Source organism: Roseateles sp. (assembly GCF_046300915.1).
GTDB lineage: Bacteria > Pseudomonadota > Gammaproteobacteria > Burkholderiales > Burkholderiaceae_C > Kinneretia.
On record NZ_JBKCLH010000187.1, the window covers coordinates 1 to 13,215 of the forward strand.

A 13,215-nucleotide genomic window follows, 5' to 3' on the forward strand; every position below is an offset into this window, starting at 1 on the left:
CAGCTCGTTCATGCGGGCATAGGGCATGGCCGCCGGGTCCTTGACCATCTCGACCTGCACGCTCTCAAGCTGCTGTACCGCCTCCTCGGCGGATTGAGCACCGTTCAGGGCCAGTGCCGTCAGCAGCGCCTGGAGCGCGGCATGAAAGACAGCGCGCATGGCGACTGCCTCAAAGGCGAGTTCATGGGCAGCGGCATGGGTCTGCTGAGCGCACCCTTCTGGCTGCTGGCCGAAGCGCGCGGCAAATGCGGCCGCTAAGACCAAGACCAAGACCAAGGCCATGCCATCCCCTCATCCCACCCCAAGGCAAACACCCTTCATGAAACGACATCGCCACACCCTGCCCCGTCTGTTTGCGCTGCTGACGGCACTGGCCCTGAACGGTGCTCAATCCGCCGAGGAGGCGGTACAGCAGCTTGAGAGCGTGCAGGTCGAGATGGTCAAGGACCCGGCGGCCATGCCCTATGCCCGCATGAACGAGCTGCTGCGCCAGTTGGAGACCCATGGGCAAGGCCTGTTCGCGATGCGCTTCAAGGTCTCCCGCAAAGACGGCAAGTCCATGGAAAAGACCAAGCTGGCCCTGGTGCAGGACGAGGACTACCGGCCCATCGTGCGCGACGCCCAGGGCTGGTTCACGCTGCCCACCCTGCCGCCGGAGCAGGCCAAGACGGCCGAGCTGGCGAGCAATCTGCCCAAGGGCCAGGTGGCCCTGGAGGGGCGCGTCTACCTGACCACACCGCCCGAACGGCTGACGCTGGCTGAGGTGCGCCGCATCGTAGACATTGGCCGGCGCTTGCGCAGCGAAATGCTGCCCTGGTACCTGCGCTGGATGTTCCCGCAGATCGAGGGCGTGCGCGTGTGCAGCGCTCAACCGGCCTGGGAGCTGCAGTGGCGCGAGGCCGGCCGCAGCCTGCTGGCCCTGCCCCTGAGCGCCGAGCCCAAGGAGCGCGACCCCGTGCAGCCCAAGAGCACGCCCGCGGCCGAGCTGCGGCCTTGCACGGTGCTGCGAGGGGATGAGCCCTGGCCGGATGCGGCCAGACTGGAAGCCCCCGCCGACACCACGCTGAGCGTGCGTCTGCTCAACGCTCGCTGAGCTCAGGGCTTGTGGCTGGCCGGCGGCAGCGGGACGCCGGGCAGCCAGCGCTGGTGGATCATGGCAAAGCTGCCATCGCGTTTCATCTCGTCCAGGGTCTGCTGCCAGCGCTGCACCAGGGCCGCAGGCGTGCCCTGGGAGAAGGCGATGTAGAGCAAGGCCTCGGAGATCTTGACGATGGGCTCCGGCGGGTCCGAGACCATGCCCGCCAGACGCATGGTCTCGGCCACCGTGCTCTCGTCCATGGCGATCACCACGCTGCGATTGGCCAGCAGCATGCGCATGGCATCCACCGGCGCAGACACCGGCACCAGATTGGTGAAACCGCGCCCACGCAGATCCTGGTGGATGTACCACTCGCGCGGCACCAGAATCCCCTGGACCTTGCGCGCGTCGTCCAGGCTGCGTATGCCCGTTTGTTCACCCCGGCGCGCATAGAGATGGGCACGCGTGGCGCTGACGGGGCCTACCCACTGGAACAGGGGCTCGCGCTCGGCGGTGCGCGCGGTGACAAACAGCCCCACCATGGGTTCGGTTTGAGCCGCGCGGTAGCCACGGGCCCAGGGCACGACCTCGATGGGCACGGACAGACCCAGACGGCGCTTGATCTCGGTCACCACTTCCACCGACAAGCCCGCGGGCCGACCCTTGACCGTGTAGTTATAGGGTGCGTACTCCTCGGTGTAGAGCCGCAGCTCCTGGGTCTGGGCGCCACTGCCAGCGGCGAGCAGGGCCAGCAGCCAGGGCAGGCCCTGCCTCAGCAATGCATTCAGGACGCGCATGGCACGCCTCCGGATCAAGCGTGGCCGGCACGGCTTGAAACACCGTCTTGTGCTCGGCCGGGCTGCTCCCTGGCGCTTGAATATTAGCGCTGGAGGGCGCGCTCCCGCTCCAGCTCCCGCAGCACGCGTCGCTGCAGCTTGCCCGTGGTGGTCATGGGCAGGGCCTCGATGAACTCGATCTCCTTGGGGTATTCATAGGGCGCCAGGCGCCCCTTCACATGCCGCTGCAACTCGGCCACCAGGGCGGCGTTGCCCGCATGTCCCGGCGCCAGCACCACAAAGGCCTTGACCAGGGCGCCGCGCTCGGGGTCGGGCTTGGGCACCACGGCCGCATTGGCCACCGCCGGATGCTTGACCAGGCAGTTTTCGATCTCGCTGGGGCCGATGCGGTAGCCGGCGGCCTTGAACACATCGTCGCTGCGGCCCTGATACCAGAGGTAGCCATCCTCGTCCTGCAGCGCCATATCGCCGGTGCGACACCAGCTGTCCGAAGGGTCGCCGCTGTATTTGGCGCGGGTGGCACCCTCGTTGTGCCAATAGCCCAGGAAGAAGACGGGGTCCGGATCGCCATGCACATCGCGCCGGTGCACCGCCACATCGCCCACCACACCCGGGGGGCAAGGCTGGCCGTCTGCGTCGATGACCGCCACGCGGTGGCCGGGGTAGGCGCGGCCCATGCTGCCGGGCCGCGCGGGCCAGAAGCGGGCGCAGTTGCCCACCACATAGTTGATCTCGGTCTGGCCGAACATCTCGTTGACCGTGACGCCCAGCTCCTTCTGGCAATAGGCAAAGACCGCGTCGCCCACCGCCTCGCCCGCGCTCATGATGGCCTCCAGCCGCAGGCCGGCATAGCGCTCGCGCGGCCGCGACACGGCCTTCATCATGGCCTTGAGCGCGGTCGGGAACAGGAATGTGTGGCTCACGCCATAGGCCGCCATGAGCTCGAAAGCCTTCAGCGGATCGAAGCGGCCCTGGTAGGCCAGGATGGGGCGGCCGAAGTAAAGCGTGGGCAGCAGGGCATCCATCAGGCCGCCGGTCCAGGCCCAGTCGGCGGGGCTCCAGAACAGGGCCTGGGAGGGCCGGGCCGGATCGGCGGGATCAAAGCCAAACCAGTTCTGGCTGGCCACAAAGCCGCTGAGGTTGCCGATCAGCGCCCGCTGGGGCACCAGGGCCCCCTTGGGTGGCCCGGTGGTGCCGCTGGTGTAGATCAGCACCGCAGCCTCCTCGGCCTTCATGCGCTCGGCTGTAAAGCGGGCATCCTCGGTCTGCAGGGCCGTCATCCAGGCGATCTCGTCCGCCCCGGGCGAGCATTCGCCCACGACCAGCACATGCGCCAGCGCGGGGCACTGCGCGCGCACGCTGCGCAGGGCCGGCAGGGCGGCGCACTCCACCAGGGCCAGCACCGCGGCGCTGTCCTGCAGGCGGTACTCCAGGGCCTCGGGGCCGAAGAGCATGGACAGGGGCACGGCCACCCCGCCCAGCTGGCTGATCGCGATATGGGCCACCGCGGTCTCGAAGCGCTGGGGCAGGATCAGGGCCACCCGGTCACCGCGCTTCACGCCCAGACGACGCAGGGCATTCGAGAGCCGGTTGGCCGCGCGCTGCAGCTGGCCGTAGCTGTACTGCGCCCGGCAGCCGCTATCGCTCTCGAACAGAACGGCCGGCGCTTCCGGCGTCTCCCGGGCCCAGCGCCCGCAGCAGGCCTCGGCCCAGCTGAAATACTCCGGTACCTGCCAGCGGAATGCGGCATGCAGGGACCGATAAGCGTCACTCTCTTGTTTTGCGGCCACAAGGCCTCCTCAACGCTCCCGACGAAGCTGCCGAGGGTAGCGAGCGGCCAGCAGGGCTTGCGCTATCGCTTACCCTAGCGCCATGAGCGATAAGGATTTTTGTCTTTTTCACAACCCGCGCTGCTCCAAGTCCCGCGAGGCCCTGGCCTTGCTGGAGGAACGTGGTGTGACACCCGAGGTACGCGAGTATCTGAAAACGCCGCTCAGCCTGGCAGAGCTGCACCAGCTGCGAGCCCTGCTGGGCCTGCCGGCGCGCGAACTGCTGCGCAGCGGCGAAGAGGAGTACGCCCAGCTGGACCTGGCCCGCCCCGAGCTCAGCGACGACGCCCTGCTGCAGGCGATTGCCGAGCATCCCCGCCTGCTGCAGCGGCCCATTCTGGTGCGTGGCGAGCGCGCGGTGATCGCCCGGCCGCCCGAGCGGGTGCTGGACCTGCTCTGAGTCTGCTCTGAGTCTGCTCTGAACGCCGCGGCCGGCTCGCCGGCGCCGTGGCTCAGAACCAGTACCAGACGCTCAGCAGCCAGCGCGGCAGGCGCAGGGCGGGGGCGGGTTGGTAGGTCTGGCGGTAGGCGGAAGGCTGGTGCATGATGGGTCCTCGCTGATGGCGCCGAGCCCGCTGGGCCCGACACCTGAACACTGGATATGCAAACACTGTATGTGCATACAGCATATCTGCGAAGCCGCCGTGCTGGCAAGCCTTCGTCGCGGCCGGCCAACAGGCGAAAAACTGTATTTATAATCAGTGTTCATTTGCCACCCACGACCGATGTCAGCCCCCACCCTGACCCGCTCCCACCGCAGCCGTCTGCTGCAGATCTGGCGTTCCGCCGGCTGGCCCTGCAAGGACGGACTGGAGATCGATCTGCTGGCCGCCGGCCTGCTGCGCCAGCAGGATGACGGCGCCGGCCGCGAGACCCTCAAGCTCACCGAGGCCGGCATCGAGCTGCTGGCCGAGTCGCGCCAGCGCGGCCTGCGCTCGGCCAGCGCGCACGACCGCCTGGCCCAGCGCTTTGCCCTGCACCTCATGGACATGGGCCGCATCGTCTGGCGCGAGCTCTCGCTGCGAGCCCAGGTTGAAGACGAGGATGCGCCTGCTGCCACCGAAGCCGCCGCAGTGCCCGCCGAAGCACCCGTCCATGGTCTGTGGGCCGAGGACGAAGCGCCCGCGCCCGCCGCGGTCAAGCGCGTCTGGCGCATGGCCCGGCCCGATCTCTTCTCGGTGCGCCAGACCTCGGTGGAGCGCTATCTGCAGCCCATGGTGCATGAGATCAAGTTCAGCCGGGCCGACCTGCTCTCGGACCTGCGTCATGCGGCCAAGCGCCAGGCCTACCAGTGGCTGTGCAGCGAGGTCTACTACGTCTTCCCGGCCGGCGTGGCCAAGCCCAATGAGATCCCCGCGCAGTTCGGCGTCTGGGTCATGCATGGCGATCTGGATGAGGGCCAGTTCGAACTGCTGCGCCCGGCCCGCCACCAGCCCTGCAAGCTGCCCTTCGCCGTCTGGCTGGCCCTGGCCAAGGCCACGCCGCTGCAGCGCGAGGCCGAGCCCGGCCAGGGCGCGCTGGCCGATGTGGACCTGCCGCCGGCCCAGCTGAGCTGAACCGTTCAAGGATACGGGCGCCATGTACACCGTCGCGGTGCGCGAGCTGTGCGAGTTCACCGCCAAGCAGGGCGATCTGGACCTGCGCTTCACCCCCGCGCCCACGGCCCAGGAGGGCATGCAGGGCCATGCCGCCGTAGCCGCCCTGCGCGGCAGCGGCTACCAGAGCGAGCTGAGCCTGAGCGGCGAGTACCGCGGCCTGCTGCGCGTGCGCGGCCGCGCCGATGGCTATGACCCGCGCCGCGGCAGGCTGGAGGAGATCAAGACCCACAAAGGCCATCTCGAGCGCCAGCCCGCCTCGCACCGCGCGCTGCACTGGGCCCAGGCCCGCATCTACGGCTGGCTGCTCTGCGCCCAGCAGTCCCTGCCGCGGCTGGAGCTGGCCCTGGTCTATTACGACATCGGCAGCCAGCGCGAGACCGTGTTCACCGAGACCCACAGCGCGGCCGAGCTGCAGGCCTTCTTCGAGGCGCAGTGCGAGCGCTTTGTGCACTGGGCCCAGCAGCAGCTGGCGCAGCGTGCGGCGCGCGACGCAGCGCTGCAGGCCCTGCGCTTTCCCTTTGGCGAGTTCCGCAGCGGCCAGCGCGTGCTGGCCGAGGGCGTGTACAAGAGCGCGCGCGCCGGCCGCTGCCTGCTGGCCCAGGCGCCCACGGGCATAGGCAAGACCCTGGGCACGCTCTTTCCCCTGCTCAAGGCCGCGCCGGTGGCCCAGCTCGACAAGCTCTTCTTCCTGGCCGCCAAGACCTCGGGCCGCCAGCTGGCCCTGGACGCGCTGCAGCGCCTGCCCGCGAGCCCGCTGCGCGTGCTGGAGCTGGTGGCGCGCGACAAGGCCTGCGAGTACCCGGACCGCGCCTGCCACGGCGAGTCCTGCCCGCTGGCGCACGGCTTCTACGACCGCCTGCCCGCCGCGCGCGCCGCGGCCTGCGCCTTGGCGCCTGCCGACTGGACCCAGGCCGCGCTGCGCACCCTGGCGCTGGAGCACCAGGTCTGCCCCTACTACCTGAGCCAGGAGCTGGCGCGCTGGGCCGATGTGCTGGTGGGCGACTACAACTACTTCTTCGACCTGGGCGCCCTGCTGCAGGGCCTGAGCCAGGCCAATCAGTGGAAGGTGGGCCTGCTGGTGGACGAGGCGCACAACCTGGTGGAGCGCGCCCGCAAGATGTACAGCGCCGCGCTGGAGCCCCTGAGCCTGGAGGGCGCGCGCCGCAGCCCCAGCGCCCAGGCCCATGCGCCGCTCAAGCGCGCGCTGGACAAGCTGCGCCGCGCCTGGGCCCAGCTCGATCAGGAAGCCCCCGAGGGCCCGCACAGCGAGTACCGCGTGCTGGATGCCCTGCCCGAGGCCCTGCTCAAGAGCCTGCAGCAGTGCAGCGCCACGCTCACCGAGCATTTCAGCGAGCACCCGGCCGAGCCCGATCCCGCGCTGCAGAGCTTCTACTTCGAGCTGCTGCAGCTGCTGCGCCTGGCCGAGCTGCTGGACAGCCACTCCATCGTGGACTGCACGCGCGAACGCCGCCTGGACGCCGGGCGGGCCCGGCCCAAATCGGGCGGGCCGCAGTCCACGCTGAACCTGCGCAATATCGTGCCCGCGCCCTTTTTGAAGCAGCGCCTGGCCACGGCCCACAGCGCCACGCTCTTCTCGGCCACCCTGCAGCCCATGGACTACTACGCCCATCTGCTGGGCCTGCCCGAGGACGGCCTGCGCCTGGAGGTGGGCTCGCCCTTTGAAGCCCGCCAGCTCCAGGTGCATGTGGCCGGCCACATCTCCACGCGCTACGCCCACCGCGAGGCTTCGCTGGACGCCATCGTGGCCCTGATGGCCCGGCAGTACGCCGAGCAGCCCGGCAACTACCTGGCCTTCTTCAGCAGCTACGACTACCTGCAGCAAGCCCTCACCCGGCTGCAGGCGCAACACCCGACCCTGCCCTGCTGGGCCCAGTCGCGCCGCATGGGCGAGGCCGAGCAACGCGAGTTCCTGGCCCGCTTCTCGGACAGCAGCCAGGGCATAGGCTTCGCGGTGCTGGGCGGCGCCTTCTCGGAAGGCATCGACCTGCCGGGCCGGCGCCTGATCGGCGCCTTTGTCGCCACCCTGGGCCTGCCCCAGATCAACCCGATCAACGAACAGATCCGCGCCCGCATGCAGCAGCGCTTCGGCGCCGGCTACGACTACACCTACCTCTACCCGGGCCGGCACAAGGTGGTGCAGGCCGCCGGCCGCGTGATCCGCACCGTCAGCGACCAGGGCGTGGTGCATCTCATGGATGACCGCTACGCAAGGCGCGAGGTGCAGGCCCTGCTGCCCGCCTGGTGGCGTGTGGAAGACGCCACTTGTTGATCAAGCACCTCGCTCGGCGCGCCGACCCGACCCGGGGCGCTGCACTTGGGGTCAGTAGGCCCAGGGCATCAAGGTCACCAGCAGCACCACGACGCCCAAACCCAGATTGACCGAGACCCATGTGCGGATCTGCGCCAGGGCAAGACCACCGGCTTCCCACTCGGACGTGGCCACGGCCCGCCCCAGCCGCTTGAAGAGCGCAAAGCGGATGTGCATGAAGATCGCCACCATCAAGACGCCCAGCGTTGCCATGAGGGTCCAGGCCAGGGGCATGTCGAAGCTCCCACCCGACTGCACCACCTGCTTGGCCACGCGTCCCAGCATCCACACACCGCTGCCCAGGGTCAGCAGCGAGGCCGCAAGCACGGCTTTGAAGAAGCGTCCAAGCACCTCATGCATCAAGCGCAGCCGCAAGGGCGGCTCCAGCTGCGCGACAGCCGGACGCAAAAAGAAGTGGGCAAACACCATGCCACCGATCCACACGATGATGGACAGCAGATGAATCGTCTTGAGCGTCGCGTAAAGCATCATCATTTCCTGTAGGGGCCCGAATCCAGCCCAGCATAGCGTCGTGTCTTACGACGCGTTCCCTGACACACCGACAGCGCGCCTGCGGACCTCGCACGCGCTCGCATCTTGATCGATGCCGCTCAGACGGCGGCGCGGCGATGAATTGCCTTGCGGGCGATAGGCTCTTCCCCGTCGACCAGCTGCCAGTGCCGCCGCGCAGCATCCACAAGCAAGGCCTCGCCCTCAGCCAGCTGGCCATCGGCGCGCGCGGCGGCCAGGCACAGGCGCAGCACAATTCTCTGCAGCGCCGGATCCGAGATCTCGGCCATCAGCGCCGCCAACACGCTGGCATCCAAGCTTTGAATCCGCGCAGCCATTTCGCTTGCGCCCACACCCAGTTCTTCGCGCAGGGTATGAACGATATGGGGCAGGATCTGCGGCTCCAGGCCGAGCTCCCGCTCCGCACCCAGCTTGCGCAGGGTTTCGAGCTCGGAACTGCAGACCTTTCCATCTGAGAGCAGAACCAGGGCGACGATGCGGGCAGCGGCCTCCGGGCTGTTATGCGGGTAGCGGCGCAAATTGAGTCTCCGTTGCAGTCATTCAGACCGAGGATCGGCAATGTGCACGCAGCCGGCTCGCAGAGAAAGCGAGACCAAGTGGACGCCGAATCAGAAAAAAGCGAACCACCCCACGCTGAGCTGCGCGCCATCAGGGAGCATCGTGAATGGATGGGCCAGCCTTCAGGGCGCGCTGCGCGCCCAATATGCGAGACGCCGATCTCCGGGAGCGGTCATGGGCTTGCAGGCACTCAGGGCTTCTCCCGAGTCAGCCGCTCTGCAAAGGAAATCCCGATGGCGGAGAGCACGAAGGTGAAATGGATGATGGCCACCATCGTCACGATCTGGATGTTCTCCAGGCTGAGGTCGCCCCCCAGATAGGTCTTCAAGGCATGCACGCCAGAGATCGAAATGATCGCAAACGCCAGCTTCAGCTTGAGGTTGTAGGTGTTGACATGGTCCAGCCAGTCGGGCTTTTTCATGTCCTTGGTATCGAAGTGGCCCGTGGTCACGAAGAGCGACACACCGGCCAGCGCTACCACCCAGACCAGCTGCGCCACCATGGTCATGTCGACCAGCTCAAGCACCTTGATGATCAGGTCGATCTTCTCCAGCTCGCCAAAGAGCAAGGTGTTCATCAGCCGGAAGGTCTCCAGCAGGAACTTTCCCAGAATGCCCAGAATGATGGTGACCAGGCCGACATAGAAGAACAGCATGGTGAAGCGCATGCCATAGAGCAGCGAGCCAACCCTTGAGAGCAGTTTTTCCATCCTTGCTTACCTTAGATCTGAGTGGGCCGGGCAATCCGACAGGGGTGTGAGCGAGAGCGGCGGTGACCGACCGTCTCAGTCGTGGCGCAACAGGTCACCGAACACGGTATGTTCGCCTTCCCTGCGATCAGCGCCCGGCGCATCGTAAAGCACGAGCCAGCGCGCCTTGCCCCCCGCCAGCGAGGGCGGAAGATCGCAGATCGCCTCTGCGCGATTGCTAGCTCGCCCGTGGGGCAGGGGTACCGACTCGGTCAAGGCCGATTCAAAACGCACGGGCTCCCGGTTGGCCGCCAGCAAGGGCCGCGCGGCCGGCCACTTGAAGACACGGATGTCGCCGTTGAGCACCATCGTCGGACCTGCCAGGATGTAGAGATCGTCTCCCGAGAAGTGCAGATCTCGCACCCCCAGGCCATCGAGCTGCAGAAAGTGCTTGCGGATCAACAAGCCACTGTCGTCAAGAGGCGTCAGCCTCAGCTGGTCGCCCCGCGCCTCGACGGCGATCTCCAGCAGGGCCGACCAGCCGCGCAACACCGGACCGCGCAGCCCCAGCAGCAAACGGCGCCCATCCACGGCCAAGCCTTCGATGTCAAAGCCATTGTCCTTGCCCGGTATGGCCATGTAGGGGCCGAAATGCGGGTCATCGGCCAGCAAGCGGGTGAGCATATTGGTGTGCGCATCGCCCTTCAGACGCAAAGCCCGGCGGCCGTCCTGAGCCTGGCGTACCAGGCAGGGTTCGCCCTGAGCATCAGACTCGATGGGCAGACAAGCCAGCAATCGACGGTTGCCGTCCAGGGCCACCTTGGCCAGCCGCTTCGCGTTGTCGGCATGATCTCGGCCCGGCTTGGCGTTCTTGCGCTTGAGCCCATGCGAGCCGACCACCCAGAGAAAGCCATCTGCCACGGCCATGCCTTCCAGATCGGCCTCCTCCTCCGCCGAGCCCGGCAGCTCAAGCAGATCGGCGAGCGGAAAGTCGCGCACCTCTCCAAATCGCAAGACCTCGCGGCCCGCCGGCTCGAGCAGACGAAGCCGATCCAGACCGCAGGCCTCGTCGCCTGCGACCCAGAGCCACTCCCCCGTGAAAGCGGCACCAGACAGATTGGACTGCACCAGCGAGTCAGGTCCGAACTCCAGTCGGACGGCATTGGCGGTTCGCGTGTTGGGCATTGTGTGAGTCTCCGAAGGCTGGCTTGCCGGCAGGCGCCAGTGAATCTCGGAGTTTGAGGCCCAATCGCCCAGAGAAGCTCAGTTTTTATCGATCCCCTACTTCTCCAAGCTCTGCTTTTCCGGAAGTCCCAGGCGTTCAATATTTCGCTCCAACCGCCCCTTGGAGATCCATGATGCAAGTGTTGTTCAAGTCCCGCCATCCGCATGCAGCGCAGATGCAAGAGCTGACGGAGCGCCGCGTACGCTTTGTGCTGAGACGCCTGGGCTGGCTCATCCCGCGGGCCGAGGTGTACATGTCGGACCTGAACGGCCCCCGCGGGGGCCTCGACAAGCGCTGCCAAGTCGAACTGCGGACGGATGGCGCAGGCTCGGTGTTTGTCACCGCCGTCGCCGCCGACTGGCGAAGCGCGCTGGACAACGCCCTGGAACGCGCGGCACGACTCTTGATGCGCCTGTGGCGCCGCGGCCATGACTCTCGTCGCGTGAATCGGCGATTCATCGCCCATGAACGCCGGATGGCCGAATCAGAACCGCCTCTTGGAGCCACACCATGGGCGTCCTGAGCTCGACGGCAGCCCCCAGCGACCTCCACTGAACTCGAAGCGAGTCCGTCTCGCCAGGAGCACTCACTATGCGCAGCTATCCCACCAACAGCCCGCAGGCCGCCGCCCGCATCGTGGCGCTGATCGTGATCGCGGACGGCGACATCGGCCATGCAGAGGCCTTGTGGCTGGACCGATTGGCCGTACACGAACAGCTGGGCATGCCCCAGCATGAGTTGTATGCACAGCTGGACATCTTCTTGGAAGACCTGCTGTCCAGTGGTCAGCTGAGGTGGGCCGATACCTGCCCGGTCGATGAATACACCCTGCTGAAACTGCTGAGCGAAATCCAGGACCCTGAGCTCCAGCGCAGGCTGCTGCGGCTGTGCGTCGACCTCGCCGAGATTGACGCACAGGTCGATGACGGCGAATCGGCCGTACTCGTGGCCGCGGTCGAGCAATGGGGACTGCAGCATGAGATGTTGTTGCCACAGTTGAGGCATTGAGGGCTTGGCTTGTCGGGGCCATCTTGTCGTCCTGAACTCCATCCGCGACGAACCAGGCTCTTCCTCGCAGACGTGCGTTCGACGATGCAATCCTCAGGTCAGACCGGCAGCCGGCCAGCTCGAATAACCCTGTGCCGCGCCAGTTGCGGCGACGGCGACGAGTGAATGGAGCCCTGCTGAGCGGTTGGTATCTGGGCGCGCACCGAGACCCGAGTGCAACAAGGCTGAGCCCGGACACCCACAGTCCTGAGGACTGCGTGTGCCCGGCGAAGAGCCAAGCCTCCGGCTTGGCGCGGCTGGCAGAGCCGCCTGTAGATGTGCAGTCTGTTCTCTATGGCGCTGCATCGAATCCGAACTCAGGTCTTGATGGGAAAACAGCCAAGGCACGTATCGCAAACAGTCAACACCGGGCTGGCTTATTTACCGGGAAGTCCCTGTAGAGGGGTTAGGCCGCGCTCGGAGTACGCTCCGCCGCATAAAGCGCAATGCAGTTGCCCTCTGGGTCGATGAACTCTGCCACCCAACCATAGCCTGGTACCTCGGTGACTGGGTAGTTGGCTTCAGCGCCCTCCTGGAGCGCAAGAGCAAGTGTTCTGTCGATGTGCTCAACCGAGAAGTAGATGCGAACACCAGACTTCCCTGGCACGTAGCTCGGACCACATGCGAGCGCCCCCGATGCGCCCGGTTGTCCTTCAGTGAACGGAAACAAGGCCATCTGGTTCCCGTCGATCTCTGCGAGTTCAAGCTCTGCGGCAAAGACCCGCTCGTAGAAGCGCTGCGCGCGCGGCATGCTCGCGACGGGGATCTCGAAGTAGCTGACGAAGTTCATGTGCGTAGGCAAGACATGGCGGTGGCTTGCGCGGCCTAACGTGATATGTCGCGACAGGCGCTGCGCCCTAACCTTGGCGAGTGCCGTATAACCAAGCCCGGCTTGGCTGATGCAAGCCCTTGAATCGTCATTGTTTTCTCCCTTTGAGGCTCGGCCGCAAGGGTACTAAAAACTCCGGCGAAAGCGGCAGTGGCTTACAAATACCAATGGCTCGGCGCCCGCCCCTCAGCCCCGCCGCCCGCCAAAGCTTTGCAGCGCCTCGCCGGTGACGCGGCAGATGCGCCATTCGGGCAGCAGGGTGGCGCCCATGGTTTCGTAGAAGCGGATGGCGTCCTCGTTCCAGTCCAGCACGGTCCACTCGAAGCGGCCGTAGTCGCGCTCGACTGCGATCTCGGCCAGGCGGCTGAGCAGGGCGCGGCCCAGGCCGCTGCGGCGGTGGGCGGGGCGCACATACAGGTCTTCCAGGTAGAGGCCGGGCTTGGCCAGGAAGGTGCTGAAGTTGGTGAAGAAGAGCGCAAAGGCCACGATCTCGCCCTCCACCTCGCCCACCAGGGCTTCGACCACCGGCCGCGCCCCGAAGAGGTGGGGCTGCAGCTTCTCGGGCGTGATCTCCAGCAGATGGCTCAGGTCCTCGAACTCGGCCAGCTCGCGGATCAGGCCGACGATGGCCTGCACATCGCCGGGCTCGGCGGGGCGCAGGGTGTAGGGCGTTGCGGTGGTGCTCATGCGCCCATCATGCCGTTTT

14 protein-coding genes are annotated in these 13,215 nt (G+C 66.8%); 6 read left to right on the forward strand and 8 right to left on the reverse strand.

Going from position 1 to position 13,215, the window contains the following annotated elements:
• Positions 1 to 319 precede the first annotated feature (319 nt).
• Complete coding sequence (locus ACK5F2_RS14260; RefSeq protein WP_409865676.1) at positions 320 to 1,093, forward strand: hypothetical protein; 774 nt, start codon at positions 320 to 322, stop codon at positions 1,091 to 1,093.
• 2 nt (positions 1,094 to 1,095) lie between these two features.
• Here the strand turns inward: ACK5F2_RS14260 and ACK5F2_RS14265 are convergent, their stop codons facing one another.
• Together ACK5F2_RS14265 and ACK5F2_RS14270 are read right to left on the reverse strand one after the other, a co-directional pair.
• Positions 1,096 to 1,875, reverse strand: coding sequence for a substrate-binding periplasmic protein (locus ACK5F2_RS14265; protein WP_409865678.1), 780 nt, complete (start codon positions 1,873 to 1,875; stop codon positions 1,096 to 1,098).
• Between the two features lie 83 nt (positions 1,876 to 1,958).
• A complete protein-coding gene (locus ACK5F2_RS14270) occupies positions 1,959 to 3,665 on the reverse strand; it encodes an acyl-CoA synthetase (RefSeq protein ID WP_409865680.1) in 1,707 nt (568 codons plus the stop codon).
• Positions 3,666 to 3,747: 82 nt separating this feature from the next.
• On the opposite strand from ACK5F2_RS14270, the gene arsC reads away from it, so the two are divergent.
• From arsC to ACK5F2_RS14285, 3 genes are all read left to right on the forward strand, one after another.
• Positions 3,748 to 4,104: an arsenate reductase (glutaredoxin) gene (arsC, locus tag ACK5F2_RS14275; RefSeq protein ID WP_409865682.1), complete on the forward strand. Its 357-nt coding sequence runs from the start codon at positions 3,748 to 3,750 to the stop codon at positions 4,102 to 4,104.
• Positions 4,105 to 4,429: 325 nt separating this feature from the next.
• Complete coding sequence (locus ACK5F2_RS14280) at positions 4,430 to 5,260, forward strand: hypothetical protein (protein ID WP_409865684.1); 831 nt, start codon at positions 4,430 to 4,432, stop codon at positions 5,258 to 5,260.
• A 22-nt stretch (positions 5,261 to 5,282) separates the two neighbouring features.
• Entirely contained in the window at positions 5,283 to 7,592 is a 2,310-nt protein-coding gene (locus ACK5F2_RS14285; RefSeq protein WP_409865686.1) for an ATP-dependent DNA helicase, read from the forward strand.
• Between the two features lie 51 nt (positions 7,593 to 7,643).
• On the opposite strand, the gene ACK5F2_RS14290 is transcribed toward ACK5F2_RS14285, so the two are convergent.
• The 4 genes from ACK5F2_RS14290 to ACK5F2_RS14305 form a co-directional block, all read right to left on the reverse strand.
• Positions 7,644 to 8,120, reverse strand: coding sequence for a CopD family protein (locus ACK5F2_RS14290; protein ID WP_409865741.1), 477 nt, complete (start codon positions 8,118 to 8,120; stop codon positions 7,644 to 7,646).
• A gap of 122 nt (positions 8,121 to 8,242) precedes the next feature.
• Positions 8,243 to 8,680 carry a TerB family tellurite resistance protein gene (locus tag ACK5F2_RS14295; RefSeq protein WP_409865688.1) on the reverse strand — a complete coding sequence of 146 codons (438 nt, stop codon included), beginning with the start codon at positions 8,678 to 8,680 and terminating at the stop codon, positions 8,243 to 8,245.
• Positions 8,681 to 8,910: 230 nt separating this feature from the next.
• Positions 8,911 to 9,429, reverse strand: coding sequence for a YqhA family protein (locus tag ACK5F2_RS14300; RefSeq protein ID WP_409865689.1), 519 nt, complete (start codon positions 9,427 to 9,429; stop codon positions 8,911 to 8,913).
• Between the two features lie 75 nt (positions 9,430 to 9,504).
• Positions 9,505 to 10,593: a DUF3616 domain-containing protein gene (locus tag ACK5F2_RS14305; protein ID WP_409865691.1), complete on the reverse strand. Its 1,089-nt coding sequence runs from the start codon at positions 10,591 to 10,593 to the stop codon at positions 9,505 to 9,507.
• A gap of 173 nt (positions 10,594 to 10,766) precedes the next feature.
• Here ACK5F2_RS14305 and ACK5F2_RS14310 point away from each other — a divergent pair, with 173 nt between their 5' ends.
• Positions 10,767 to 11,156 (forward strand): HPF/RaiA family ribosome-associated protein, encoded by a 390-nt coding sequence (locus ACK5F2_RS14310; protein ID WP_409865693.1) that lies wholly within the window; start codon positions 10,767 to 10,769, stop codon positions 11,154 to 11,156.
• Between the two features lie 68 nt (positions 11,157 to 11,224).
• On the forward strand, positions 11,225 to 11,641 hold the full coding sequence (locus ACK5F2_RS14315; RefSeq protein WP_409865695.1) for a TerB family tellurite resistance protein: 417 nt from the start codon (positions 11,225 to 11,227) through the stop codon (positions 11,639 to 11,641).
• A 445-nt stretch (positions 11,642 to 12,086) separates the two neighbouring features.
• Here ACK5F2_RS14315 and ACK5F2_RS14320 read toward each other — a convergent pair whose 3' ends face one another.
• Positions 12,087 to 12,470 (reverse strand): VOC family protein, encoded by a 384-nt coding sequence (locus ACK5F2_RS14320; RefSeq protein ID WP_409865697.1) that lies wholly within the window; start codon positions 12,468 to 12,470, stop codon positions 12,087 to 12,089.
• A gap of 225 nt (positions 12,471 to 12,695) precedes the next feature.
• Entirely contained in the window at positions 12,696 to 13,196 is a 501-nt protein-coding gene (locus ACK5F2_RS14325) for an N-acetyltransferase family protein (RefSeq protein WP_409865700.1), read from the reverse strand.
• Positions 13,197 to 13,215 lie beyond the last annotated feature (19 nt).